General features: G+C 46.6%; 22 protein-coding genes. All 22 read right to left on the bottom strand.

Going from position 1 to position 26,793, the window contains the following annotated elements; translation table 11 throughout:
• Positions 1-119 precede the first annotated feature (119 nt).
• Positions 120-1,793 (bottom strand): L-lactate permease, encoded by a 1,674-nt coding sequence (locus NWF31_RS01425; protein WP_258358716.1) that lies wholly within the window; start codon positions 1,791-1,793, stop codon positions 120-122.
• Between the two features lie 399 nt (positions 1,794-2,192).
• Positions 2,193-3,692, bottom strand: coding sequence for an aminotransferase class I/II-fold pyridoxal phosphate-dependent enzyme (locus NWF31_RS01430; protein WP_258358717.1), 1,500 nt, complete (start codon positions 3,690-3,692; stop codon positions 2,193-2,195).
• A gap of 257 nt (positions 3,693-3,949) precedes the next feature.
• Positions 3,950-5,089: a fructose-1,6-bisphosphate aldolase/phosphatase gene (gene fbp / locus NWF31_RS01435; protein ID WP_258358718.1), complete on the bottom strand. Its 1,140-nt coding sequence runs from the start codon at positions 5,087-5,089 to the stop codon at positions 3,950-3,952.
• Between the two features lie 169 nt (positions 5,090-5,258).
• Positions 5,259-6,749, bottom strand: a complete 1,491-nt coding sequence (locus tag NWF31_RS01440) for a tripartite tricarboxylate transporter permease (protein WP_258358719.1) — start codon at positions 6,747-6,749, stop codon at positions 5,259-5,261.
• A 13-nt stretch (positions 6,750-6,762) separates the two neighbouring features.
• Complete coding sequence (locus NWF31_RS01445; protein ID WP_258358720.1) at positions 6,763-7,230, bottom strand: tripartite tricarboxylate transporter TctB family protein; 468 nt, start codon at positions 7,228-7,230, stop codon at positions 6,763-6,765.
• A 100-nt stretch (positions 7,231-7,330) separates the two neighbouring features.
• Positions 7,331-8,359, bottom strand: a complete 1,029-nt coding sequence (locus NWF31_RS01450; RefSeq protein ID WP_258358721.1) for a tripartite tricarboxylate transporter substrate binding protein — start codon at positions 8,357-8,359, stop codon at positions 7,331-7,333.
• Positions 8,360-8,448: 89 nt separating this feature from the next.
• Complete coding sequence (locus tag NWF31_RS01455; RefSeq protein WP_258358722.1) at positions 8,449-9,525, bottom strand: zinc-dependent alcohol dehydrogenase; 1,077 nt, start codon at positions 9,523-9,525, stop codon at positions 8,449-8,451.
• Positions 9,526-9,553: 28 nt separating this feature from the next.
• Complete coding sequence (locus NWF31_RS01460; RefSeq protein WP_258358723.1) at positions 9,554-10,822, bottom strand: Tm-1-like ATP-binding domain-containing protein; 1,269 nt, start codon at positions 10,820-10,822, stop codon at positions 9,554-9,556.
• Between the two features lie 21 nt (positions 10,823-10,843).
• Positions 10,844-11,761 (bottom strand): sugar phosphate isomerase/epimerase family protein, encoded by a 918-nt coding sequence (locus NWF31_RS01465; RefSeq protein ID WP_258358724.1) that lies wholly within the window; start codon positions 11,759-11,761, stop codon positions 10,844-10,846.
• A gap of 82 nt (positions 11,762-11,843) precedes the next feature.
• Positions 11,844-12,437: a class II aldolase/adducin family protein gene (locus NWF31_RS01470; RefSeq protein ID WP_258358725.1), complete on the bottom strand. Its 594-nt coding sequence runs from the start codon at positions 12,435-12,437 to the stop codon at positions 11,844-11,846.
• Positions 12,438-12,521: 84 nt separating this feature from the next.
• Positions 12,522-13,373 carry a creatininase family protein gene (locus NWF31_RS01475; RefSeq protein WP_062280323.1) on the bottom strand — a complete coding sequence of 284 codons (852 nt, stop codon included), beginning with the start codon at positions 13,371-13,373 and terminating at the stop codon, positions 12,522-12,524.
• A gap of 19 nt (positions 13,374-13,392) precedes the next feature.
• Positions 13,393-14,394, bottom strand: a complete 1,002-nt coding sequence (locus NWF31_RS01480) for a LacI family DNA-binding transcriptional regulator (RefSeq protein ID WP_258358726.1) — start codon at positions 14,392-14,394, stop codon at positions 13,393-13,395.
• 364 nt (positions 14,395-14,758) lie between these two features.
• Positions 14,759-15,454: a FadR/GntR family transcriptional regulator gene (locus tag NWF31_RS01485; protein WP_258358727.1), complete on the bottom strand. Its 696-nt coding sequence runs from the start codon at positions 15,452-15,454 to the stop codon at positions 14,759-14,761.
• A gap of 247 nt (positions 15,455-15,701) precedes the next feature.
• The gene (locus NWF31_RS01490) at positions 15,702-16,844 is read right to left on the bottom strand and encodes a M20 family metallopeptidase (RefSeq protein WP_258358728.1); all 1,143 of its coding nucleotides are present in this window, start codon (positions 16,842-16,844) and stop codon (positions 15,702-15,704) included.
• Positions 16,845-17,110: 266 nt separating this feature from the next.
• Positions 17,111-18,337, bottom strand: coding sequence for an MFS transporter (locus NWF31_RS01495; RefSeq protein ID WP_258358729.1), 1,227 nt, complete (start codon positions 18,335-18,337; stop codon positions 17,111-17,113).
• Positions 18,338-18,791: 454 nt separating this feature from the next.
• Positions 18,792-19,793, bottom strand: coding sequence for a tripartite tricarboxylate transporter substrate binding protein (locus NWF31_RS01500; protein WP_258358730.1), 1,002 nt, complete (start codon positions 19,791-19,793; stop codon positions 18,792-18,794).
• 113 nt (positions 19,794-19,906) lie between these two features.
• Positions 19,907-20,953 carry a tripartite tricarboxylate transporter substrate binding protein gene (locus NWF31_RS01505; RefSeq protein WP_258358731.1) on the bottom strand — a complete coding sequence of 349 codons (1,047 nt, stop codon included), beginning with the start codon at positions 20,951-20,953 and terminating at the stop codon, positions 19,907-19,909.
• Positions 20,954-21,115: 162 nt separating this feature from the next.
• On the bottom strand, positions 21,116-22,621 hold the full coding sequence (locus NWF31_RS01510) for a tripartite tricarboxylate transporter permease (RefSeq protein ID WP_258358732.1): 1,506 nt from the start codon (positions 22,619-22,621) through the stop codon (positions 21,116-21,118).
• Between the two features lie 36 nt (positions 22,622-22,657).
• Positions 22,658-23,107, bottom strand: coding sequence for a tripartite tricarboxylate transporter TctB family protein (locus NWF31_RS01515; protein ID WP_258358733.1), 450 nt, complete (start codon positions 23,105-23,107; stop codon positions 22,658-22,660).
• Positions 23,108-23,132: 25 nt separating this feature from the next.
• Complete coding sequence (locus tag NWF31_RS01520; protein ID WP_258358734.1) at positions 23,133-24,326, bottom strand: homocitrate synthase/isopropylmalate synthase family protein; 1,194 nt, start codon at positions 24,324-24,326, stop codon at positions 23,133-23,135.
• 112 nt (positions 24,327-24,438) lie between these two features.
• Positions 24,439-25,638: a M20 family metallopeptidase gene (locus tag NWF31_RS01525; protein WP_258358735.1), complete on the bottom strand. Its 1,200-nt coding sequence runs from the start codon at positions 25,636-25,638 to the stop codon at positions 24,439-24,441.
• Between the two features lie 125 nt (positions 25,639-25,763).
• Complete coding sequence (locus tag NWF31_RS01530; protein WP_258358736.1) at positions 25,764-26,660, bottom strand: creatininase family protein; 897 nt, start codon at positions 26,658-26,660, stop codon at positions 25,764-25,766.
• Between the last annotated feature and the right edge of the window lie 133 nt (positions 26,661-26,793).

Consider the following 26,793-nt stretch of genomic DNA (forward strand, 5'->3'; position numbering starts at 1 on the left):
ATTTCTTTCACTCCCCTTTTTCACCCAAGCTACCAAGTATTATTAGGCATCTACTCCAGATTATATTACAATATAAATTATAAGAAAAGGGGCGGTAACCCGCCCCTTCATACCTTTCTCTACTGGAGGCCCAGGACATATATTGCAATCATTCCGTATATGCCCACAGCAGCAAGGTAATAAATAGTCGGTAAGAAGGTACGACGCAGGATAAGACCTTCCTTGCCAATCATACCTACTACAGCGGCGGCGGCAACGGCATTGTGAACACAAATCATGTTGCCGGCAGCACCACCAACAGCTTGAATAGCTACTACCAGGCGCTGGGAAACACCGATGAAGTCGGCAACAGACCACTGGAACAAGGCGAACGTCATATTGCTAATTGTATTAGACCCGGCGATCATAGCGCCCATGGCCCCGATGACGGCAGCAAAGGCCGGCCAGGCACCTCCGACAGCGTCGGCTACAGCACGCGCCATGAGAATCGGCATGCTTTCAAGTCCGCTATTATTGAGGTTTGACATGATAAAGATACGAACCATGGGGACGGTAAAGATAAGGGCCGTTGAAGCGTTGACTAACTGGCTGCTTGACTCTTTTAAAGCGGTCTTAATCTCTTCACCCTTCATCCGATACAGGAGCCAGGTAATAATGGCTACAAAAGAAATCACTGCACCGGGCGAATAAACCCACTCCCATTTGTGGCTGATAGAGGTTCCCAGTATATTAAGATGATTTATGGTAATCTTGGTTAAGGCACCTTTCAAACCGGGGTTCATCCGGGTAAGCAACAAAAAGAGTCCGACCAAAACATAGGGAATCCAGGCTTTAATTAAGGACATGTTTACCCTCACCTGGCCCGGGTCCCCACTCACGGTTCCCATCCATCCCGGTTCCCACTCTTTCTCTGACGGGAAGTCCCAAACCTTCTTCGGTTGGAGAAAACCTTTACTGGCAGCAAAGCTGGTTATTCCAACAGCCAGCAAACCGCTAATCATGGAAGGGAATTCCGGGCCAACAAAATTGGCCAGCAAAACGTAGGGAATAGCGAAGACAATCCCGGCAAAGAGGGCAAAGGGCCAGACTTCAAGTCCTTCTTTCCAGGATTTGTTTTTCCCGAAAAAGCGAGTTAGCATCATGCAGATTATCAGGGGCATCACAAAACCGATTATGGCATGGAAGATACCGGCCCGCGCCCCAATGCTAGCTAGATATTGGGGCCAGGTTAAACCCAGGGATTTAGCGTGCGCTTCAACAACGGCCGCCCCGGTTAAACCTGTGTTTACACCAACCAGCACCGGCGTACCGACGGCGCCAAAAGTAACCGGCATGCTCTGGGTAATCATACCAACCATCACGGCTGCGAAAGCTGGAAAGCCAAGGGCTAACAGGAGGGGACCTACAATGGCTGCCGGAGTCCCGAAGCCGGAGGCACCCTCAATAAAGGAGCCGAATAAGAAACCCACGATGATGGCCTGGATACGCCGATCCGGGCTGATTTTCATAAAACCGGCGCGGATGGTAGCGATAGCCCCACTATGTTTTAGGGTAGCCAGTAATAGAAGGGCTCCAAAAATAATCCACAACAGGGTAGCGGCGATCCATAATCCCTGGATTGTAGCAGCCAGGACTGTAGTTAAACTCATCTTCCATATAACAATACCAACAATAAAGACTACCACATAGCCAACCGGCATGGCCTGCCGGGCGCCCCATCCAAGTCCAACCAAAAGAAACATTGCGATTAATATCGGTAAGAAGGCTAAAAATGCGAGAAGGTACGTATTCATAGTTAACCCCCTAATTCAACATAATCATCCTTACCGAATAAATGTCCTGCCCACTTCGATCTCCTTTTTTAACCAATTTTCCATAAAAATATGAACTATTTTATTCTTTTTTGCTAAAAAATAACATTCCTCTTATAAGTTTTGTTATTGGGATATTTTTACTAAATTCATCTTTAGTACACCCTTTTCACCCCCATTTTCGTCTCATGTCGATGACCTAATGTCCTGGTGGTTGGACCATCATTCCATAAGATAAGATTCAACATTAAATCCAAAAATCCTTCTTGATATAACAATTTTCTCGCAATTGTTTTTGTATGCACATTCACAATTGTTTGCCGTTACCTGGAAAAAAATAAGCCGCAAGCCAAATGCCCGCGACTTATTTTTTTCCTCATTTCAAGCTAATTCTGCCCGACCAGCCTTTTCATGCTCCATAATGCTCACCGTATCTTTGAGGATGCGAATAAATTTCAGTTCCGGGTCTTCCGGACCCTGGAGGTCGGCATGCTCTTTTTTTAACAGGTTAACATAATCTATTATCTCCCGCGTAATAACCTCCCCCGGGCAGACAAGGGGAATCCCCGGCGGGTAAGCTGTAATGGCTTCGGCGCTGATTTCCCCTTCGGCGTACTCCAGCTCTATGCTGTGTGTCTGGCTGTAGAAGGCCGCCCGGGGTAACACGGCCATCCGCGGTATGGCGGGCAGGGGCGGGCAAAAACGAATTACGTTTTTTAAAGAACGTTTCCTGGCAATATCCTGGAAGGCAGCAACCAATCGGCCGGCCATCTCCCAATCATCACCAATGGAAACTAGCAACAGGACGTTGTAGAGATCGGACAGTTCGACCTGGATCTTGTATTCCCGGCGCAGGATGGCTTCCATCTCATATCCGGATAAACCCAGCTCCTGGACGTTGACGGTAATTTTTGTCGTGTCCAGATCGATACAGCCGGGTAGGGTAGCTACTTCCTCGCCCATAATTTTCAGGCCTTCGATATGCGCAAGTTCCCGGCGTATCCACCAGCTTATTTCCAGGGTACGCTCCAAAAGCTCCCTTCCCCGGAGGGCCATTTGTTTCCGGGCTACATCCAGGGAGGCCAACAAAATATACGAAGGGCTGGTGGTCTGGCAGAGGTTAAGGACGGCCTTTATATGCTTGGCGTCCAATCTCTTGCCCTGTAACAGGAGAAAAGAACTCTGAGTCATAGAACCTGCTAATTTATGAGCGCTCACGGCCGCCATATCCGCCCCCGCCGCCATGGCCGACAGGGGCAGTGCCGGGTGAAAGGGTAAATGGGCACCATGGGCCTCATCCACCAGCACGGGCACGTTAAATTCGTGGGCTACGGCTACTATTTCCTTCAGGGGTGGTACAGTACCGTAATAGTTGGGACTGATGACAAAAACCGCCCTGGCATCCGGATGTTCTTTTAACGCCCTCTCTACCTTCTCGGGCGTTACTCCCATGGATATGCCGAAATCCCCGTTAATCTCCGGTTCAATATAAACAGGGTAGGCACCGCTCAAAATAAGGCCACCCAGGGCAGAGCGATGGGCATTGCGAGGAATAATAATTTTCTCTCCCGGCTGGCAAACGGACATGATCATTGCCTGGATACCGGAAGTAGTACCGTTCACCAAAAAAAAGGCATAATCTGCCCCGTAGGCATCAGCTACCAGGGCTTCCGCATCCCGGATAACATCGCGGGGATTGCAGATATTATCCAAGCCGGGCACACAGGTAAGGTCCATGGCCAGGACCCGCTCGCCGACATATTCTTTAAATTCAGCCAGGGCCCGGCCCTGCTTGTGGCCGGGAACGTGAAAGGGAATAACCCCTTCTTCAATATACTTCTTGATAGCTGTAAAAACCGGTGTCCTGGTCTGGTCCAGCATGGCCAACGCCCCCCATCATGCACTGCAACAGAAAATATTACACCACAAAAGGTGCCGGAATGCAAGCATAATCTTTCTTTATTATTTTTATGGACCTTAACTATGCCGGGTTACTACCAAAAATAAAAGGAGCCACCATTGGGTGACTCCCCTGTTGCATATTTCTTTTTGCCCGCTATGCGGCTCTTACCTCCTGCTCTTATGCTTCACCACTGACTACTTATCATCCGTAGCAGGTTGCCCCCGGCTTCCTTTTTCTATTTCGCGACCAGTTCAGCAGCGATCCTTTTCCTCTCCGCGTCCCCTTCAACTTTAACAAAGCGACCCTTCAATTTAGCCATTACTTCCGGCATTGTTGTGTATTCCATATCCTCCAGGGGCAGGCGATGGGGCTCAAAGGGTCCCAGGGAGCGCAGGTAATTGGCTATTTCGTTGGCGGTCTGCCGGGCCTTATCAAAGGCCACATCGGCGAAAAGATCCTGGGGCCCTACCAGGCGGCCGTTAGCAACCTGGAAGCCCATGGCCACAACCCGCGGCGGCCCGTCAAAGCGTGTCGGCGCCGATTGGTTCAGGCCAACGGGCATCAAGGGACCTATATGCGAACCACGCATCCAGCCGGCCACCAGGTGGGGATTGGCAAAGGGTTCCAGGGCCTCGCCCACAGCCGGCAGGCCGCTCTGGCAGCGAACAATGCACACCGGGTCGTCTTTGCCGACATACCGCCCGGCCATGAGGTTCAAGCGCTGGGTGCTGGACACGGCGGCTATTTCGCCTGTAGTTTTAGAATAAACGGCCTTGATGCAATAACGCCCCGGGGCACCGATGAAGACCAGGAGATCGTATAGTTCTTCGGGCAAAGAAAATTCCACTCGCTCGTTTTTGATCAGGTCGTAGACCTCAAAGCGGAAGCCCTGGTGCATCTTGGGGTCGATAACCAGGCCGATGGTATTAAAGGGATCGGCAAACATTTTATAGAGGGGGAAGTTCCACGCGCCGGGTTCGGTCTTATCGGCAGCGAAGACGATGACCGGCTCGCTCTTGCGCTCCTCGAACTCCATTTCCGCCACGCCGGGACCCATGCCTTTAACATTGCCGGAAAAGGCATCGGAAAGGAGGTCCTGGCCGGCACCGTAAAGTTTCAATTCCCTGGCCACCTCGGTACATTGCAGGAAAACATTCCAGGCCAGGTGGTGAATTTCCGGGCAATCGACGCCATACTTATGGGTCATGATGAGGTCAATATCATCGCCGACATGGGCCACCCGGTAATCTATTAACAGCTTGCTGGCCGCAAGGCAGCGTTCAGCCGTCTCCAAAAGGCGCGGGTGAACGCTGGAGTGGCCTACATAGCCTCCAATATCAGCTTTGATGACGCTTAATGTAATCTTTTCACCCAAGGCACACGTCCCCCTTTTTATGTTATAAAACATTTTATGTTATACTATATGTAGTTTTGCTAGAATTAGAATAGCACAATTGCCTTTTAAAGTAAACAATTAGAGCAAAAAAAATACCCCTGTACGGGGTAAAAATGTTGTCGTTCTACCTGCGTTACTAACGCAAACTTCAGGCCGCTCGCCTGGCAGCAATTTTATCTTTAACAGTAGGGCCAAATAGCATTACCAGGGTTAAGAAAATAAATACGGCACTAATTGGGTGGGTAAAGAAAGCGGTGTAAGTTCCTTCGGCAATTATTGCCCGCCGCATTTCTGTCTCCAGGGTCGGCCCCAGGACGATGGCCAGGATAACCGGCGTCGTTGGAAAATCATAACGTTCTAAAAAGTAACCTATGACCCCGAACACCGCCATTACATAGACATCAAAAAGGTTGTTACGCACCGCAAAGGAGCCAACGATAGTTAATACCATTATAGCCGGCAGCAAAATAGTTTTGGGGACCTGCAAAATTTTAACAAAAAGGCGAATGCCAAACCACTGAACAATTAAGGTCAGGATATTGGCAATGAACAAGGCGGCAAATATGCCATAAACAACATCGGCATTGTTCTGGAAGAGCAAGGGGCCTGGCTGCAATCCATGAATAAGCAGGGCTCCCAGCAAAATTGCCGTGCCCGGATCGCCGGGAATACCCAGGGTAAGCATGGGAATGAGTGCGCCTCCGGTAACGCCGTTATTGGCCGCTTCCGGTGCCGCCACCCCTTCCAGGATACCCGTTCCCCACTTTTCCGGATGCTTGGACATGCGCTTATTGGTTTCATAAGAGAGAAAGGCAGCGATAGGACCACCTGTCCCCGGAATGGAACCTATTCCTGTTCCCATAAGGGCACCGCGTACCATAATGCCGAAGCAGCTTTTTATTTCCTGCCAGCTGGGCAGCTGGTTGGTTATACCCTTTTCCTCAATTTTTATACCTGTTTCGCCTTGACTTCGAGGTAAGTCTTTGATTATCTGGGGTATGGCAAACAAACCGATCATGGCTGCCAGCAAATCTATACCTGCTTGTAAAGGTTCATAACCGAGGGTAAAACGATGAACCCCCATTACCGGATCCAGGCCGATTTCCATAGCCATCAACCCGATAATCCCGGCAATTAAACCTTTAATGACTGAACCCGAGGAGACACTGATTATCGTAGATAAGCCGAACAGAACCAGGGCAAAAATTTCTACCGAGCCAAATTGCAACGCAACTTTGGCGATCAAAGGTGCCACCAGGATTAATAAAAGTAGACTAACTAACCCGGCAAAAATAGAAGCGATGACAGCCATACCCAGGGCTTTACCGGCCATTCCCTTTTGCTTTAAAGGATACCCATCAATTACCGTCGCCGCCGCCGAGGGCGTGCCAGGGATGCCCAGGAGGATGGCCGATACCGACCCCCCGGTCATACCGCCAATGAAAACGCCAACCAATAATGAGATTCCGGTAACCGGATCAAAGGCAAAAGTAACCGGTAAAAGCAGGATCAAGCCGGTGGAAAAAGTAAGTCCAGGCATGGAGCCAAAAGTTATGCCAACAATGACGCCTACCAGGTTTGCCACCAGGGCCGACAGTTGCGTAGCTTCCCCTATACCGGTTAAAATGCTAGACAGCAAAAAGGTTCACCCCTTAAAAAATGCTCCCCATGGGAAGGGCCATTTTTAACAAAACCCGAAAAACAAAATCAACTCCAAATGCCAGGACTAAGGTTATCAGGGCTATTTCCATGATGTTGCGCAGGCGAAAACTTACAAATAGAAAAAAGGGCATCATTACCAGAGTACCCCAGCGGAGACCGATTAGATCTACCATCCACACGTAAACAAAAAACATGGCCAGGGTGCCCAAACCTATCCAATCAATATCCTTTTTAGCATCAGCATCGACCTGCTTTTCGTCTGCCGGCTGCCGCAAACTTCCTACCAGCATAACCAGGCTTAATATTACCAGTCCTGTAACCAGGAGCCATGGAAAAAACCGCGGCCCTGGGGTGCCAGGTATCGATGTGGGTGGTATTTGGAGGGTAAGGTAGCCCCATATAGCTGCTAACAGCAAAAAACAGAAGGCTACCTGGCGATCTTCTCTTCCTCTGGACATTTTTTCACCCCTAGAGGTAAAACATACAACTATAACTTTTAGTAACGGGGCGGTTTTCACCACCCCGTTACCACTTTCCTGCCTTGACTTATTTGTTAACTTATTGCTTCTTCATGCCGATTTGTTCCATCAAAGCTGCCAGTTCTTTGTCCTGCTGGGCGATGAACGCGTCGAACTCGGAAGCCCCGCGGAACTCTATATTGGCACCCATTTGCGCGGCAAAGTCCTTAAATTCCTGGCTTTCAGCAACCTTTTTAAAGGCTGCTTCCAATTTGGCAATTACCGGTTGCGGCGTGCCTGCCGGTACGGCAATTCCCCGCCACAGGGAGAGAGTCAGATCAATGCCCTTTTCTTTAAAAGTGGGCACGTCGGGCAGGGAGGCCAGGCGCTCCTCACCGGTGACGGCCAGGATGCGTACCTGCCCGGCTTTAACCTGGGACATAATCTCTGCCGGTAACTGGGAACTGGCTTCAATCTTACCCCCCAGCAGGCTGGAAACGGCCAGGCCCTGTCCAAAGGGAACATGGGTAAACTTAGCGCCGGTTTTGTTTTCCAGGGCTACTGCTGTTAGGTGGGTAAAGGTCCCAAGCCCGGAATTGCCTATTCTTACTTTACCAGGATTATTTTTAGCGTACTCGATGAACTCGTTGATATCCTTCCAGGGCGCATCGGCCTTAACGGCAATGCTCACCGGTTCTGTTGTCAGTTCAGCTACGCCGGCAAAAGCCTTGTAATCAAACTGCATATTGCCCTGGTGGTAAGCTGTGTTGATGGAATTAGAATTCCAAACAATATTGTAGCCATCGGGTTTCTGGTCTTTAACATATGAATAACCTACTGCCCCGCCGGCCCCGGTACGGTTGACAACAGCGATGGGCTGGCCCAGCTCTTTACCGGCCAGGTCGGCCACCTTGCGCGCCAGCAGATCGGCACCACTGCCGGCACCAAAAAGGACTGTCATTTCTATCGGTTTCGTTGGAAACTCCACTGTGGTACCCTGTTTTGCGCCATCATTTTTCGAGCCGCTATCGGCCTGTTTGCTCCCGCCGCAACCTGCCAGGGACAGGGCCAGTACCAAAAGCAACGACACCAGGACCAGAGCGACACCCTTTAACCTCCACTTCTTCATATTAACCCTCCTTAATAGATTTTATTAATGCGGCGGTATTCCCGCCGGCATTAACCTTCAGGAAAAGCTATCCTGCTTCACACAAAGCGTTAGGGATTGATGACTACCTTCATGGCGCCGTCCTTGCGGTTGACGAAGTAATCCAGCCCTTTATGGAACTCTTCCAGGGGGAAGGCATGGGTCATTATAGGTTTGGCATCTATTTTACCCTGGGCCATCAGGGAGAGGGCGCGCTTGCAGTTCTGGTTGCCTTCGCCGCGTACCGTCAGGAGGCTGATCTGGTTCATGACCACATAGTCCAGGTTGGCCGTTACCGGTTCTTTGTAGAAGGAAACCAGGACCATAACGCCGCCTTTTTTTGTTGATTTGATGCCGTATTCAAAGGCCTGGGAGTTGCCGCCGCACTCGAAGACCCTTTCGGCACCTTTACCGCCGGTGAGGGCCATGACTTCTGCTACGGGGTCGTCAACCTCGCGGATATTGATGGTATGAGTTGCCCCGAGCTGGCGGCCCTTGGCCAGGCGGTCTTCCCTGGTTCCCATGAGGATGATCTTTTCCGCCCCTAAGGCGCGGGCTCCCTGGACTACGGACAGGCCGATGGGACCCGGGCCGATTACCAGGACCGTATCGCCGGCAATGTAACCGCCGCTTTTATCAATGGCGTAGAGGGCGCAGCCGGCGGTGGTCACATAGGTGGCCTCGTTGAAGGAAATATTATCGGGAATTTTATAAACAGAGTTCACGTGCTGGACGGCATACTCGGCAAAACCGCCGTCTACCGTCATACCGGCGGCCCGGTGACCTTTATCCAGGCGGCCGTAGTTCAAACAGGCGGTATACTTGCCGTCAATGCAGTTCTCGCAGCGGCCGCAGCCTTTATGGGCCTCAATGGCCACCCGGTCGCCCACCTTGAACTCGTCCACCGTTTCCCCCAGGGCCACTACCGTACCGGCCCACTCGTGGCCGAAGGTAAACTCGCCATAGGGCGGCATTTTGGGCATCCCTTTGGTAATAATTTTCACATCGGTACCGCAGATGCCGCAGGAGGCCACCCGGACCAGCACTTCTCCCGGGCCGGGTTTGGGTACCGGCTTTTCCACCAGGCGCACGTCATTGGGACCAAAAAGAACCAGAGCTTTCATTTTTTCGGGAATTTGATGTTCCATTTATATAAATAACCTCCTTAAAATTGGTTCAACACAGTCCCTGTTCTGCAGCAGAATTTTCTTTACCTGCCAGCCATATTTCCATCAACTGGTGCATAACAGCAGCCGTGCTGGCAGCAAAGACCGGGTCGTTGATATTGGCGTCCAATTTCATTAACTTTACCCGGGGGTCCAGATTGGCCTCCAGGGCCGCCACCAGGGCGGCATCGGCTTCCGGGTCATGGAGGGGGCCGCCAGCGCGGCCGTTTTCCGACCAGCCTTTCAGGGGCACCATAACGGCCACCGGGCCGCGGGCCACATTCAACCTGGCGGCCAGCACTTCGCCCACCCGGGTTAATTCTTCTTTAGTAGCCCGGACGTTGGTGTTATAGGGGTTATGGTAATGGGTCGGGCGTTCCCGGTAGGCGGGCGGTATGCTCTCCGCCGGGCCAAAGCAGAAGTAATCCAGTCCCCCGAGGGAGATCACCATGGGTATGCCCTTTTCACCCGCCGCCTTCAGGCGCGGCCGCATAGGAGTGTAAATGTCACCCGCTTCTCCAAAAACCTCGGCAAGCAACTCATGGGTAGTTAGATCCAGGACGCCCTGGATTAACCCGGCTTCGATTAATTCTTCCATGGCCGAACCGCAGGCCCCGGAAGCATGGAAGGCGATCACCTCGTAGCCCAGATCTACCAGCCTCTCCCGGGCGGCCACGACAGCGGCATTGGTATTGCCGAAGGCAGTGGTGGCAATTACCGGCCGGTCACCGGCCCGCAGGGGCTCACCGTGGGTCGCCATGCCCATGACCGCCCCGGCGGCGTTGCTTAATATGGTCCGGCTCACGGTATTAGGACCTCCAAGGAGGTCGGCCACCGAAAACATCATGATGATGTCCTTGTACTCGATATAGGGGCGGATGTTACCGGAAGCCACCGTAGAGACAATAACCTTGGGCAGTCCGATGGGCAGGGCTCGCATGGCGATGGCCGCTATAGCCGTACCCTGGTTGCCGCCTATACCCAGGACGCCGGCCAGCTCGCCCCGGCCATAGAGGCCGGTTAAAACCCGGGCTGCTCCCAGCCCCATGGTCTGCATCATGGCATCACGACGTAAGGAAGGGAGGTCTTTAAAATCCACCCCGCCCAGCCGGCAAATTTCCTCGCGGGGGTAGGTAGCCCGAAAACCGTGGGGGAGATAAGTGCTCACATCCAGCACCGGAGCCTCCCATCCCTGTGAGTTGATGAATTCCTGCAAAAAACGGGTTTCAGCTTCTTTGGTATCGACAGTGGCAACAATGGCGATGGCCTTGTGCGGCACGCTTGTCTCCTCCTGGTTGTTTTAAGCCAGGGCCCACGCTTCTTTAATGACCCTCTTGGCATTGGCCAGAATCAATTCCGAAGTCTCGCCGGGTAACAGGGGCCGAACTTCGGCGCTTAAGACCGGCCGCTTTTCCGGGCCGATGAGGCCCATATCGGTCAGCAGGCGGAAATAGGCGCTGACATCTTTGGTATCAATTTCGCCGTCTTCCACACCAAAACGCGGCTGCAGATCGCCGTACAGGGGGTGACGGCGGTCGTTCATAACACAGTTACCAATATGAAAAGCCATCAAGTAATCCTTTACCAGGGGCAGGGCTTCCTCGGGTTTTTCCCTCAACAAGGGAAAGTGAGAGAGGTCCGCCAGGAGCCCGAATTTAGGATAACTGGATCGCAGTTCTCTGGCAATATCAAAAGCATCCCTGAAATGGCCGATTAAGGATTCTTTGTCAATATCCCGGTCAAAAATCTTTAAAGTAATGGCCGGGTCGCCCATCTCCCTGGCATATTCACAAATTTGCGCCAGGGAATCTACCAGCAGTTTCTTGGCCTCTTCCCGCCGTTCCGGGCCAGGGTCTTTGCCGGCCGGGATACGCACAGCAACGGCGCCCAGGTCGGAAGCTTCTTTAAGGCAATTGAAAACCTGCTTGATGGCCCGTTTTCTTTCCCCGGAATCAAAGGAGTTAAGGTTTAATTTCTGGGAAAAGATGGCCGGCTGGCAGGCATAGCAAACCTCCATGTGGGCGATCTTTAACAACTGTGCTGCTTCGGTGCGCTGTTTAATATCCTTGATCCAGCCTACTTCAACCGCGGTAAAGAAGTCGTCTTCGGCAATGCGGCGCAGGGTTTCTACCACCGGGCCGGTACCGTTTACTACCTCGGGAAAGGCTTTGAAATGGACGATGCCCACCTTCATAAATTCATAAATTGACGCCCTCACTGCTTAACCTCCCCTTAATTTACGCCATTTTCCCCACTCGACGGAAGTGTAGATTAATTCTGGCTAACTCCGAGAAAAAAATTTAACCCAACTGTGATAACAGGAACGCAACCTTAGCATTATCTTCTAATACATCTGCCAGGTAAAAAGCATGACGAATATCGTTACCCACCGTAACAAAACCATGGCGTTTGAGGACTACGGCTTTGAGGGTCGGGTCCTCAAAGGCTTTAATGATCATTTCCGCAAGTTCTACTGATCCCGGTGTGGCATATTCGACAACGCCTACTTTGTTGAGACCCGCTTCCGCGGCCGCTGTAACAACCGGCAGTTCGCCTTTGGCCGACACATAAGCCGTAGCATATGCCGAATGGCCGTGAACAACGGCCTGCACTTCCGGGCGAGCCTTTAGAATACCAAGGTGAAAACGGATTTCCTTGGAGGGCTTGCCCTCACCCGCCAGGATATTCCCCTCTAAATCAACTAAAAGGAAGTCTTCAGGGCCTACATCACCAAAGGATTTGCCACTAGCTTTAATAAGGACTTGTTCCGGGTGACCCGGGACACGGGCGCTGGTGTTACCGCTGGTAGCCGAGGTAAGGCCGCGGGCAAAGATTTGCCGGCTGACATCTACCATTTCATGGCGCAACCTGGTAACTGCATCTAAATCGATCATTTTACCTTCCTCCCAGCCTTGCTCGTGGGTACAAGCCCGGCTTTAAAGCCGGGCTTGTACCTTGAGTCAAGGTGATTACGCGCGTTATGCCCTCTCGGGGAAATCGCGGTTTTCTACTTTGAAGGGGAACTTCTTGACTTCCTCAATGAAGGCAGCCAGGTGTTCGGCTTCCTTCTCAAAGAGTTTCAAACCTTTCTCGGGGGTACCGCGGAAAGGATTACCGATGGTGGCATGATCGGAGTATTCATGGTGTTCCATGGGAACGATGATGTTTTCGGAACCCCGGAACTTTACGGTAGCAGTACCGTCGATCTTGGAGAACTCGGGGCCCATCCACCGCGGCGCGTGGGCACGGTCATTAACCGCCCGGCTCATATCTACCAGTTCGATGTTATAAGCCATTACCTGGGCCGTTTCCATTTCGCCGGCGTGCCAACCTGGAGTCTCCTCAGGAGGTCCTTCGAGAATACCTTTAACTACTTCGCATTCCCTCTCAGTGGGCGTCTTGTACCAGGCCACAAAGGCACCGGTATGGTAACGGAGTTTCCGCAGGAGTTCGTCAATGGGTTTGGTGTTGGAACCGTGATGGGATACAAAGACAATCTTGTTGGCACCGTGGAAGATCAAGCTGCGGGCAATATCATGGAGTACACGACGGAAAGTCTCGGCAGCAAGGGTGATGGTGCCGCAGCCTTCCCCGACTTCGCCCATGTGATGGGGTGAGTAGCCAAAGGGCAGCAGCGGTGTGTGGGGAACATTGGCCAGTTTGGCGGCCCGCTCGGTTACGGAAATGGTAGTAATGCTGTCCGTTCCCAGGGGTACATGGGCACCGTGTTTTTCACAGCTCCCGACCGGTACGAGAACGGTGTCGGTTTCTTTGAACCATTCCTGGGCGTCAACAAAGGAACATTCCAAGAGGTTGTAACGTTTGGCCATTTAAGCAAACCTCCTGCCATTATTTTAATATAGATGATTCTCTGACCTCGAGGTGAGTTGCCAGGGTGGTAACCGGCGGCACCTTCCGGCCGGCAAGGAGCTCGGCCAGCACCTTCATGGCAGTCACTCCCAGGTCATAGACCGGAACAGCTACGGTTGATAATGCTGGCGTAATAAAGGAAGCGAAGGGGGTATTATCAAAACCTACAACTGCCACATCTTGTGGTATTCTTATCCCCTGCTCTTGCAAGGCTTTAATTACGCCGATGGCCATAAGATCATTATGGGCAAAAATAGCGGTTATATTCCGGGGACCGCTTATAGGCAGGCGTCCTACGGCCTGATAACCGCTATTAAATTCAAAATCGCCTTCAATGATCCAGCCGGGTTCAATCTCTATGCCTCCAGCCGCCATGGCGCGGCGGTAACCTTCCAGGCGATCCCTGGCTGTAGTCGAAATCGCAGGGCCTGTTACCGTGGCAATCCTCCGGTGCCCGAGATGCAGTAAATGCTCAACAGCCTCCCGGGCAGCCTGCACGTTGTCTACCTGTACCGCCGGCAAGCCGGTTTTATGCCGTCCAATAACTACCGTCGCCAATGGCTCATGTTCAAAAAAATGTTCGCGACTGGCATCTTCTACGGCACCACCGCCGGTAAAAATTACCCCATCGACCCGTTTCTCCCGTAAAACACGGAGATAAGCTTTTGTTCGCTCCCGGGAACGGTCGGTATTGCAAAGAATAACTGTATAACCCTTCTCATGGGCCACATCCTCTACCCCGCGAACAATGCCAGGGTAATAGGGGTTGGCGATGTCTGGTAATATCAGGCCAATGGTTTTTGTTTCATTTAGCTGGAGGCTGCGGGCCATGGCATTGGGGTAAAAGCCAAGTTCATTGATGGCAGCCAGGACACGCTCCCGCGTTTCGGGGCTGATAGGGTGCTGGCTGTTGTTAAGGACGCGGGAAACAGTTGTCACGGAAACGCCGGCGTGCCTGGCTACATCTTTTATAGTTACCACTAGCTTTCACCCCTCTTCGGAAAACGTTTTCCTTGGTTATAAATTAGCATGGTTTAACCCCCTATGTCAATATCTAATATTAAAACGTGAAATTTTTCTTATGGTAAACGTTTCCCTTTATTTGTTTTATGTTGTGGTAACGTTTTCTCTTTGTTTTTCTCATGTAAGACAATAATAAATTTGGCTATATATTTTGTCGCAATCTGCCGCCTTAGTAACTTAACCGCTTTTTATTGGCCATTCAAGTACCGGCAGAAAATACACCTCATGCCATTGACTTATGCCCAAAAAAAAATATCCCCGCAGAATGAATTAAACTACGGGGAACTTCAGGCATTATCCCTTATTAGGTGTTTTTATATTTTTATTTCAATTGCCGGGCTACAAAACGCAGGTGCTTGGACATAGCCCGGCGGGCCGGTTCTGCGGCTCCGGAAATAATAGCCTTTACAATTTCATTGTGCTGTTCAAAAAGAAGACGAGCATTATCCGGATCGGAGTAAAGACGGCTACGCTTGTTGGCCAGGGTCTGGGCAAGGGTGTCGGCAATGGTATACATTAAGCGAGAAAGGATGGGATTATGGGACATGGCGGCAATGGTCAGATGAAATTTGACATCCGTATCTTCCTGTAGATACCCCCGGGTCATCTCTTCGCCCATCTGGCGGGTTATCTCTACCAGCTGCTCTTTCTCCTCGGAAGTTGCCCGCCGCGCCGCCAGGTAAACTATCTCTCGTTCCAGGATTTGCCTGGCTTCCAGTAAATATGTGGCCTGTTGTTCTTCCAGCAGCAAAGCCATAACCAGGGGCTGGACAATATCGCAGTTTTGCACCTTGCGGACAAAAGTCCCTTCGCCGGGCTTTACCTCCAGGACGCCCATGGTAGTAAGGGCACGGATGGCCTCCCGGACGGATGCCCGGCTGACGCCCAGTTTCTCCGACAGCTCCCGTTCCGAGTAAAAGCGTTCCCCGGGCATCAGCTTACCTTCGCTAAGGGATTTTTTTACCTGCTCGACGATTTCTTCATAGATCTTTTTCGTTTTGATCGGCTGCAGTTCCATCGGCCCTACCTCGAAGTTCTTTTTAGATTATTATTGCATTATTTATAGCTAATGGCAATGGGGGTGTGTTTGCAAATACAAAAATTATCCGAGCTTTTGCTCTGCACCCGTTTGTCTCTGTTACGGTAACGTATAAGCTAGAAAACACCCTTCGTTTTATCGTTTTTAACAGTAGCATCCGTGTTTTTATATCTTAACCTTTGGGTCCTTTATAGCCCTAACTCCTGAAGCTCATTCATTTTCTTGTTCAATCAGTGGTAATCTTAAGTAGAGTCAAAGCTAAGAGCGCCGTTCTTTCCGTGAACGTATCAATGTCAAGATACTCCGTGTCACTGTGGAACCCACCCCCAACAGGCCCCATTCCGTCTATAGTTGGGACCCCCAAAGCCGCAGTCAAATTACCGTCAGAAAACCCTCCTGTAAATGTAGCTTTAAGTTCAAGACCTAGTTCTAAACCTGCCTGTCGTGCAATCTCCAATAGTCCTTCGCTTACTTGATTGCAAACCATGGGAGGGCGATAGAAAATTTCACATAGTTCGCTTTGAGTTCCAAAAACGTGCATTTCCCTCACTATAGAATTTAATTCTTCTTTAGCTTTTAGGTACTCATCATTCGTTCGGAAACGAACGTCAATTTCTGCCTTTGCAAAATCAGCAACGATATTAGCTGCAACACCACCCATAATTGTTCCCACGTTGACAGTTATATCATTTGCGTGGTTATTTAGTTTATGGAATCTAATAATCTTATGAGCTAATTCTTCCACCGCACTCCTTCCCGCCTCAGGATCCACCCCTGCATGAGCTGCCTTCCCCTTAATTTTAAGAACATACCTAGCTGCTCCTTTTCTTGCTATCACTAGAGCTCCATTTGGTCTTGCCGGTTCTAAAACAAATACTGCTTTACTAATCTTTGCGATACTCTCTATTAGGCTACGAGAAGTAGGTGAACCGATCTCTTCATCCACATTTAATAATATCGTAAAATTGGATAGCATTTCCGGTTTTAAGGCATAAATAGCACGTAAAGCATAAACAATAGAAACGAGCCCCGATTTCATATCAGCTACTCCTGGCCCATAAGCTCTATTGCCCTGAATTTTAAATGGCCGTTTCCCTACAGTCCCAACCGGAAACACAGTATCAATGTGCCCAAGTAACAATACAGAAGCAGAACATTTGCCTTTTTTTTTCATAACAAGATTATTTCCGTTAGGACTAGGATAGATTTCAGATTCAAAACCTATCTGGTATAGTTCATTAGCTAATATTCCCCCGATTCGGTTAATGCCTTCAACAAATCCAGTTCCACTATCGATATTAACCAGCTTTTCCAATAGCAAAAGCATCTGATCAAGTTGTTTATTCAAATAAAGTGTAATCCCTTCCATATAGTACCTCCTGCAGTCCGTAAAAGTAAGGATAATAACCACGTACACCTTAACTCGGCAAACAAATCTTCATTCAGAAAAGTATTATGTCTCCAGGCCAAGCCAAATTCCTGGGTATCCCCTTTTTACAACGAAAGACACCATCTTTAACGATTAGAAGCCCAGAAAAAGGTTCTCAATTTATTACCTTATATATTGCCTTTCTGATCTCTTCGATTTAGACACTATGAGACTTTACCCCCACGGTTCGCTGTGATGCCATGACTTTATCTTTGAACTTTTCCAGGGGGAACTGGATATGCTTTATACTTTTCTTGATTTCTTATAAAAAATAAATAGGTAGCGGTTACTATTACTATTGTTCCAGCAACCATAAAAACAGCCGCAATTCCTGCTTTGGCGGCTAATATACCTCCCAGCATGGGGCCCGCAAAATTTCCAATAGCAGTTGCACTAGCCGATAATCCTAACACACTACCTCTATTTTGCTGGTTTGTGGTTTTAGCAATAACCGCATTTATGCTCGGGACAATACCCCCAACAAAAACACCTGCGACTAGCCGTAACCCCCCTAATAAAATTACATCATGTAAAAGCGCTTGCGGTAAAGTTGTAACACCTAACCCCAATAAACATATTACTAATATTGTGGTACCACCGTAGACATCGCCTAGTTTTCCAAGCATAGGCGCCATTATAACGCTAGCAACAGCAGTAGCTCCGTATATAAGTGAGACGACCAGGTTCAGATCTTTCCCCCTATAGATATCCTGCACGAAAAGTGGTATAAAAGCATCAGCACTTTGGATACTGAACTGCGCTATAATGATAATAATTAAAAAACGTATTACGGTAGAATTCCCCTTTAATATACCTATACCAATATTATTTTTAGTTTTTTTATCAGCATTAGTTGGCAAAGAAAATTCTTCTTGTACACCGAATATTAATAACGGTGTTAATATAAGAATCACAATACCTGCAACTATGAAACTCCCCCGGTAACCAACAAAATCTGCGATGATACCACCTACGGCTGGACCAAAAATTGTGCCGGCCATAAAACCTGTTTGTATCATACCAACAGCATAACCCATATGTTCATCAGGAGTTGTAGTTGCAACCATTGCTATGGCTGCGGCATTAAACCCGGAAATAGCACCCATAAGAAAACGTAAAACTAAAAATTGATAAACATTTCCTACCGCAGCTAAAAAAAGATTAAATATCCCCATAAATATAACGCAACGCAATACCATATATTTTCTTCCGTATCTATCTGCTAGAATACCCCAAACTGGTGAAACCAAAGCTTGAGCTACAAAGTTTACCGAAGTAAGAACTCCAGTCCAAAAAGCAAGTTCTTCTGCTCCACTTACACCTAATTCCGGTAAGTATAATGATATAAATGGCCTAATTAGGGTCATCATTCCTCTAATAAGAAATTCGGAAAAAGCTAATATAATTACATTTCTTTTCCAGTTTACTTTCAACCCTTTTCTTACCTCGATTCATAAATACCTTATTTATAGAATACAGCGGAGCTCCCCATCTTTACTAACTTCTAAACGGGTAGCTCCGCCACACGGTTAAAGTTTTTAAACCATTAATTCTTGCATCCGTGTGCCCACGAATTAACCAGTATTTCTTTCTGACTGTTCTATCAGGTCTACGAGGTGAGGGGAAACAGCAGCATTATTCGTTAGATCAGCAACAGCTTGGACATTATATCCCTGGATAATTACTTAAAGAGCCCAATATTATCCGGGAAACAGGAGCCATAAAGTTGTATATCTTGCTGCTGTTCCTCCTCTACCTTAGCACATTCTTGGAGCTATAAAGTTCCGCCATAACCCGTTTGATGGCTTCGAGGCTTTTTTGAGGAATTCTGAACTCCGCTTTGGAAGTTTATACGTTATTTATTCACAGGTTGCCAAAGAACTAACTTTAGTTAGATATTACACCCATTCTTGTATAAATTTCTTTATACATATTGTTAAGTTCATCCCAATATTTACTTAACTCTTCACTTGTAAGGTAAAAATCACTTACAATGTTATCGTTAAGGTATTTTTTCCATTTTTCCGTCTTGGTAGCTTTAAGAATAGCTTCTTCCCAGTACTTCACCACTTCTTGCGATATACCTTTGGGAGCCATAATACCACGATGCCCCTTGAATACAACATCAATACCTAACTCTTTCATAGTTGGAACATCTGGAAACGCTGACAAACGCTGTTCACTAGCCGAAGCCAGCACTCGCATTTTTCCGGCCCGAACTTGTTCTAAAATTTCACTTGGATTTGCAGAAATAAAATCGACATCTCCTGATAAAAGAGCAACAACCATCTGGCCGCCCTCTTTAAACGGAACTAGGTTAAATTCAACACCAGCCTTTTCTTCAATAAGTTTGCTAATTACTGTATCGTTGGCTCCAAGCACACCAGATCCTTGCTTAACTTTTTTGGGGTTTTTCTTGGCATCCTCTATTAAATCACGAAAAGTTTGATAGGGAGAATCTTTTCTTACAACAACTACATAATCTTCCGCAATTACCGATGCAATTGGAGTAAAATTCTTATATGTTATATCTAATTTATTTCGTATTGGCGTCGTTATGGTACTTGGCTGACAAGTAACTAGATAGTAGGGGTCTCCTTCTTTAGTATTTACATAAGCCATAGCATTGGCTCCACTTCCACCAGCTTTAATAACTACATTTACAGGTTGAGGAACGATTTTTTCAGTTGTTAAAACCTCTGCCAGCGTCATGGCAAAAAGATTAACTCCATCTCCAGGGTTAGTATGAACTACCAGCTCTATTGGTTTAGTAGGATATTTCGGTGCAGTCTCTTGTTTTGAAGTTTCTTGTTTTGATGAACAGCCGCCTAATAAAGTAATAGTAGAAAGTAGTATTGCTACTAGTATAAATAATGTTCTTTTTTTCATGTACTTATCCTCCCATTAAATAATTTATGTTCAAACCTTTCTTTAAGGTCGTGTAGATTATGGATGGATTTTCTAAATCTACACGACCTTCTTTACTAGCTACAACGCTTATCCTAATTTGCTAACCTGGTTTCGTATGTCTTTAGAACCTGTTCATAAATAGGCGCTTGTTCATCCAAATAAGCTTTAAAATCTTTAGCGGGTAGATAAGCACTTATAAGCCCATTATTCTTGAGATATTCCTTCCATTTATTGGTATCCGTTACTTGTTTCAAAACTTTCTCCAAATAAGCTACTATTTCAGGTGAAACATCTTTGGGCATTGCTACTCCTCGGAATAGACCGAAAGTAGCATCGATACCCTGCTCTTTTAATGTAGGGACATCAGGAAAAGAAGGCAACCTTTCCTCTGTAGCTACTGCAATAACACGCAACTTTCCAGCCTCTACCTGTCCAACAATCTCACTAGGATTCATAATTACGAAATCAGCATTTCCACCTAAAAGCGTTATTACAGCCTCAGCGCCCCCACCTCTATGTGGCAGGAGATTAAATACCACTCCAGTTTTTTGTTCAATGATATAACTCAAGAAATATTCAGTGGCTCCCGCAAGACCTCCTGCTTGAGTTACAGCTTTTGGTGCAACCTTCGCGGCATCTATCAAGTCTTTCATTGTTTTATATTTAGAATCAGCTTTAACAGCTACAACCAGGGGGTCGATGGCCATCCTTGCTACAGGAGTAAAATCTTTATAACTTAAAGGTAAATTGTTCTTTATAGGGCTTGTTAATAAATTTGCCTGGGCTGTCATCAATATATAGGGATCACCGGCTCTTTGCATTACAAAGTTATACATATTAGCTCCGCTACCGCCTGGTTTGTTCAAAACCATCATGGGTTGGGGCATTAGCTTTTCGCTATTAATAGCTTCGGCAATTGTGCGAGCATAAATGTCCGCCCCGTCACCCGGGTTGGTATGAACGACAAACTCAACTGTTTTCTCAGGATACTTTAATTGCGGTTGTTCCTGTTGTTTAGTAGTGGATCCTCCTTGCACCTGATTGGCTTCCTTGCCCTTTGTGCCGCAACCCGTTACTACGAGGCCAATGAAGGCTACCATCAATATAATGCTAAACCCTGAGTAAAAAATTCTTTTCATAGCTAACCCTCCTTGTCTTATTACTTTCTGCAGTCTTACGGTTTGAACTCCCCTTATTGTACAAAACAAAATTCTTGACTATATTTTCTTACGCTTTATGCTCTTACATTAATACACCCCCTTGTTAATTTATCAATGTCTGCTCTGGTGCGTTTGTCTTTTTTATTGATTGTTACTGTATTTCAACCTGTTAAAACTGAACCTGATTAAAGGCCATAGGTAAATAATTATAAGAATAATCAGGAGTACTAGGCTTACAGGCCGTTGTACAAATATAGACAAACTTCCATGAGACATAATTAAAGATTGTCCAAAGGTCGTTTCAACCAGAGGACCCAATACAAGTCCTAATACTACAGGTGCCTCCGGGATGCCGACTTTTTTAAAGAAATAACCAACTACACCAAATACCAATAGCACCCAGATATCAAATACATTATTATTAATTGAATACGCACCAATAATTGTGACGAGAAAAATAATTACATTAAGAACTGCGGGCGGTAATTTTAACAGACGGATAAAATAAACGGAAAGTGTTATCCCCATTATAATCGCAATTATATTTCCAATATACATACTGGCTATTACACCCCAGGGTATTTCTGGATGTTCGGAAAATAACAGGGGGCCCGGTCGTAATCCGTGCATTAGAAGACCACCCAGGAGAACTGCTGTAGCAGAAGAACCCGGAATACCTAGCGATAACAAAGGTACCATAGCTCCTCCTACTGCAGCATTATTTGCTGTTTCAACTGCAGCTATCCCTTCAATAGCCCCTTTACCCCATTTTTCCGGTCTTTTCGATTGTAGCTTTGCAAGACTGTAACTAAGAAATGAAGCAATAGTAGGACCTACACCGGGTAGGGCACCCAAAACAAATCCAATACCAGTCCCTTGGAAAGCAGGGGACATCGAAATTTTTAACTCTTCTTTTGTAGGCCACTGGATACGCATTTTCTTTTCAGTTTTTCCGCTAAAAGGTTTCAAACCTTTTTCTATATTTATCAGAACCTCGGCTATAGCAAAAATACCCATCGCTACTGCAGCAAAAGGAATGCCATCACCTAAATTATAGCTACCAAAGGTATAGCGTTGTGCGCCTGTTATCGGTTCACTACCTATTGTACCTAACATTAAACCGAAGCAACCTGCAATAAGTGCCTTAACAGGCGAACCCGTACCCACAAAGGCTATAGCAGAGAGTCCCAACATCATTAGGATAAAATATTCCGGAGGCCCAAAAGCAAGCGCTGCTTTGCTAAGTAATGGAGCAGCCACTGTAAGCCCGAAAACACTTATTGTTCCTCCTAAAAAAGATGACATATTGGCCATCTGGATCGCCTTGGAGGCTTGACCTTGAAGCGCCAGCTGGTATCCCTCAAGCGCCGTCATTACGGCTGAACTTTCTCCCGGAATGTTCAACAGAATGCTCGTGTATGACCCACCGAACATAGCTCCGTAATAAATTCCGGTCAGCATTACCATTGATAACACAGGATCACTTTTGTAAGTAAGTGGTAACAATATTGCAATTGCCGCTGTGGGCCCCAACCCGGGTAATGCACCAACGATCAAGCCAAAACCGACTCCAAGTAAAACGAATAGTAAATATATTGGGGTAAGAACCTGTTGGAAGCCCATTGCTAAATTTAGTAATATATCCATTTGTCGCTTCTCCTCTTTCCCTCCGTCAGATTATAATTAAAACCAGATGCCCTCCGGCAACTGCATTTTAAAGGCTACTGCAAAAAGAAACCAGAATGTAACAGGTAAAATAATTGCAACTATCGCGCTCCGCTTCATTCCCCATTTTTCCACCATTTGTAAGATAGTATAAGTCAAAATCATAGTGGATAATATAAATCCTATAATATCCATTAAATAAGTGGAAATGATTAGGAACAATACCACCATTATCAAACGCCTTTTGCCATCGGCCAATATAAAAGAATCAGTCTCTGTATTTTTCAACCCATCAGGCGACAGTAGCAAAAAACAAGCGAGGATAAACATAATGATACTCAGCAATAATGGCATCAATCCCGGTCCTGGTCCAAATCCTACCCAGAGGCCAAGAGATAATGCTTCTCTTCCATAATAAATTGACAAAGCTATAAGTCCACTATATAAAGAAATTTTTCCACGCCTCATAGTCTCCCACCCCCTTCATAAATTATTAACCAGCAGCTTGTGAAACAGATTTATAGATATTCATAAATTCTTCATCAGTTAAACTCCTTTTTTTCGTCAAAGCCGTTTCTTTTACCAAAGCAACCATACGATTTATCTCCTCTGGGGTGGCGTCCAGACCCAATCTTTCAAGAACGAATTCTACTGAATGAGCACCGCTCTTTTTGCTTAACACCACATCTCTTACTTGACCCACAATTTCGGGAGGATAGGGTTCAACAGCCGGCGGGTATTTCTTCAATTGCGTGACCACAATGCCGCTGTCCCGCTTAAAAATTGCGTCCCCTACAACCGGTTTCTGTGGTGAAACAGGTACGCCACTAAACCTTTCTACCAATTTGGACAAACGCTTTAATGCTTGTAAATTAATTCCTAGATCGATACCATAAATAAATTTTGCTGCCATTGCTATTTCGGCTAAATCACAATTTCCACTTCGCTCACCGAGTCCGTTTACAGAAACATGTACCCATCTCGCACCTGCTTTTAATCCCGCCAAACTACAAGCAGTTGCCAATCCAAAATCATTATGGCAATGTACATGTACTGGTACCGGTACCCATTCTTGTACCTTTTGCACTATATAGAAGATTGTTTCAGGACTTGAAAGGCCGAGGGTGTCAGGAATTACAATTTCGTCTGCTTTGCCCAAAGATACTGCAGTTTGATAAATCTTTTTCAAAAACTCCATTCTTGTTCTGGTAGCATCCACAGCAAAAAAAGCTGTATAAAGACCTTTCTCTTTTGCTATTAGCAAGCTTTCAATTGCCTTATCAAGTACGCTTTCTTCAGAAAACCCAAAAGCCTTTAGCTTTTCTTCGCTTGTAGCGATTTCACACACAATTGCTTTAACTCCTAATTCAGCATTCACAACAACATCGGAAGGAACACAACGAGAAAAACCCCACACTTCAGCTTTAAGATTTAGTGAGGCAATTATTTCAACAGCTTTGCGATCCTCCCTCGACACTACCGGTAGCCCAGCCTCGATTCGCCCTACACCAACTTCATCTAAAAGCAAGGCTATCTCTACTTTTTGATTCGTATCAAAATTTACATTTACAGTTTGTTCTCCATCACGCAGAGTCGTATCATAAATTTTGGGTGCAAAATCCGGCCGAAGCATTCTTTCGCCCATTATTTCAGGTAAAAAGTTATAAAAACTACTTTTGTATTCCAAATTTATTTCTCCTTTCAGGTCAACAACCTTTAGGAATATAGTATTAATAGACAGGCCATGTTATAACTGTGTTTGTAAATCCATTAGTAAAAGCAAGAACTTAAAGGCAACTTTATTCTCCTTCAGCTACAATGCGTGCTACTGTTAATGCAGTAACCTTCGTAGCTATATCAAGGTTTTCAATACTACAAAATTCGTCTGGTTGATGGGCAGTCTCTAGCCGTGCCGGGCCAAAGAAAATCGACGGGATCCCCAGGTTGGCAAAGTACATTATACATCCTGCCGAGCCAGGTCCTGCTCCATTATCAGCCTTTTGTCCGGTAATTTCTTCAAAAGCTCTGTTGGCTTCCTTCACAATCCTGCAATCCGATGGAAACTCAATAACTTCACGAGCCCCAAACTCCATTAATTCCAGTTTTACTTTTAGTTCTGGATCTTCATCCCGTAGCTTATCAAGAATAGCCTCAAGTTCAGCAGTTACGCCTGCGATGGTTTGCCCCGGTACAAGTCGAACATCAAGCGTAGCTTGGCATCGAGCAGGCATAGAATTGGGCTTTGTACCACCCTGAATAGTTGTAAAGGTTTTAGTGCTGTCAGGAATAATTGGGTGGGGTTTAAAAGATAAGCGCGCATCATCAATAGCTTTAATAACTTTCGCCATCTTGGAAATGGCGTTGATTCCTAATTGTGGAGTGTTGGAATGTGCCACTTTCCCTTCTACGGTTAGAGTATAAAAGGCTCTTCCGCGAAATATATGCTGTATTCTTAAATTAGAGGCATCTGCATTAATCCCAAAATCAGCTTTTGGAAGCAAACCATTTTCATACATCCATTTAGCACCTTCTAGATCACCCTTTTCTCCATCTGCCGAGGCTATAAAAATAATTTTGCCTTTTAATGGTATTTTGGAATCAATAATTGTTTTACAAGCACCAATTAACTGGGCAATACCACTTTTAGCATCAGCAGCTCCATTTCCAAAAATTTTTCCGTCTTTAATCTCTCCTCCATAAGGGTCCATAGTCCACAAGTTCTTATTTTCTTCCCCAATACTCGCGCAGTCTGCATGAGCATACAAAACAACTGTCGGCCCTGGTGAATCAGGGTTGAGGGTGGCAATTACATTCGGCTTTTCAGGTCGTTTGGCTACGATCTCCGTTTTAAACCCTAGTTCACGCATTTCTGTTTCAATTCTTTTTATAATCGCAACTATTTCACCCGGAGGTGTCTCTGAAGGTATAGCAATTAATTCTTTAAGTAGCATAATAGGGTATTCTTTATCATAAGCCGCCAGCAGTTTATCCTTAAGCATTAATGCCCTCCTCCTTGCTCCAACAATTTTATACGCTTAATCCCGGTTTTAATATGATACTTTTATTGGGCCCTCCCGTTTTTTCGGAAGGGCCCTCATATAATAATTATTTGACTACGAGCTATTTACTCCCAGGAAACCATGCCTTGTGACCAGTCACGGTTAAAGGGTTCAATTTTCATCTTTTTAATTTCATTAACCATATCTACAAAGATTTCAATCAGTTTGCCATACAATTTTTCGCCTTTCTCTACTGAAGCATTAAAAGGACTGCCTGCGTGGCCAGGTCCAGGTTCAGTAAACTCATAGAAGTTGAAAGGCGACCTGATTAATGAACCATGATTTAACTTTGAATAATGGCGGAAATGCATCTGGGAAGGTATGCCGTCGCCCATAGAGAAGCAATCCGGTAGCCACTCGGGATTGTGGGGAATACCTTCTACGTACTTGGACTTATCAACAAGTTCTTCATCATATAGCAAGGCGCATGAGGTTTCAGCTTCGGCAGCATGCTTCCAGGGGAATTTCTCAGGTGGATCATCAAAAATTTGGTTAAGCTCTTTAATTAAAGCAAATATCTCGGATTCAACCCGAAGGGTTGCCACAAAAGCGCCCGTTTCCATCCTAACCCGGCGCATAGCTACATCAAGAGGCCATAAGTTACCGGTATGTCCGGTCAATATCACTACTTTATTCCAACCGTTATGAATTAGGCTGCGCATAATGTCATAACACATATTTATATAAGTTGTATAGCGCAATGTTGCCGAACCTTTGGGTGTACCTGCAGGCCACATATGGTAAGGAGTATATCCAATATAAATCTGAGGGAAATAGGGAACATCGCAAGCTTTAGCAACTCGATCTGTAACCAGTTCGGTAGAAAGGCAATCCATGGAAATTGGAACATAGGGTCCATGCTGCTCTATGCTTCCCAAAGGAAGAAGGATAAGATCGGTCTTTTTCAGCCATTCAGCTACCTCTCCGGGGTTGCAATGATAAAGATTGTTTATGTTCTTCATTTAATTAAACTCCTCCTAAATTTAATATTCATTTACATTTATCTACATATTATATTTTTTGTAGATATTATCTTAAATAATAATCCCTCCCCGACCAATTATTTCTAAATTTTATCCTTATTGTTCTCTTATA

The sequence above is a fragment of the Neomoorella sulfitireducens genome, from assembly GCF_024733845.1.
Classification (GTDB): domain Bacteria; phylum Bacillota; class DSM-521; order Neomoorellales; family Neomoorellaceae; genus Neomoorella; species Neomoorella sulfitireducens.

What these genes read in the sequence shown, in the direction of transcription:
- NWF31_RS01470 (WP_258358725.1), bottom strand. Translation starts at nt 12,437, where the DNA reads ATGATCGATTTAGATGCAGTTACCAGGTTGCGCCATGAAATGGTAGAT.
- NWF31_RS01500 (WP_258358730.1), bottom strand. Translation starts at nt 19,793, where the DNA reads ATGAAAAAAAGAACATTATTTATACTAGTAGCAATACTACTTTCTACT.
- NWF31_RS01445 (WP_258358720.1), bottom strand. Translation starts at nt 7,230, where the DNA reads ATGTCCAGAGGAAGAGAAGATCGCCAGGTAGCCTTCTGTTTTTTGCTG.
- NWF31_RS01505 (WP_258358731.1), bottom strand. Translation starts at nt 20,953, where the DNA reads ATGAAAAGAATTTTTTACTCAGGGTTTAGCATTATATTGATGGTAGCC.
- NWF31_RS01425 (WP_258358716.1), bottom strand. Translation starts at nt 1,793, where the DNA reads ATGAATACGTACCTTCTCGCATTTTTAGCCTTCTTACCGATATTAATC.
- NWF31_RS01510 (WP_258358732.1), bottom strand. Translation starts at nt 22,621, where the DNA reads ATGGATATATTACTAAATTTAGCAATGGGCTTCCAACAGGTTCTTACC.
- NWF31_RS01450 (WP_258358721.1), bottom strand. Translation starts at nt 8,359, where the DNA reads ATGAAGAAGTGGAGGTTAAAGGGTGTCGCTCTGGTCCTGGTGTCGTTG.
- NWF31_RS01430 (WP_258358717.1), bottom strand. Translation starts at nt 3,692, where the DNA reads ATGCTGGACCAGACCAGGACACCGGTTTTTACAGCTATCAAGAAGTAT.
- NWF31_RS01530 (WP_258358736.1), bottom strand. Translation starts at nt 26,660, where the DNA reads ATGAAGAACATAAACAATCTTTATCATTGCAACCCCGGAGAGGTAGCT.
- NWF31_RS01455 (WP_258358722.1), bottom strand. Translation starts at nt 9,525, where the DNA reads ATGGAACATCAAATTCCCGAAAAAATGAAAGCTCTGGTTCTTTTTGGT.
- NWF31_RS01475 (WP_062280323.1), bottom strand. Translation starts at nt 13,373, where the DNA reads ATGGCCAAACGTTACAACCTCTTGGAATGTTCCTTTGTTGACGCCCAG.
- NWF31_RS01515 (WP_258358733.1), bottom strand. Translation starts at nt 23,107, where the DNA reads ATGAGGCGTGGAAAAATTTCTTTATATAGTGGACTTATAGCTTTGTCA.
- NWF31_RS01525 (WP_258358735.1), bottom strand. Translation starts at nt 25,638, where the DNA reads ATGCTTAAGGATAAACTGCTGGCGGCTTATGATAAAGAATACCCTATT.
- NWF31_RS01490 (WP_258358728.1), bottom strand. Translation starts at nt 16,844, where the DNA reads ATGGAAGGGATTACACTTTATTTGAATAAACAACTTGATCAGATGCTT.
- NWF31_RS01485 (WP_258358727.1), bottom strand. Translation starts at nt 15,454, where the DNA reads ATGGAACTGCAGCCGATCAAAACGAAAAAGATCTATGAAGAAATCGTC.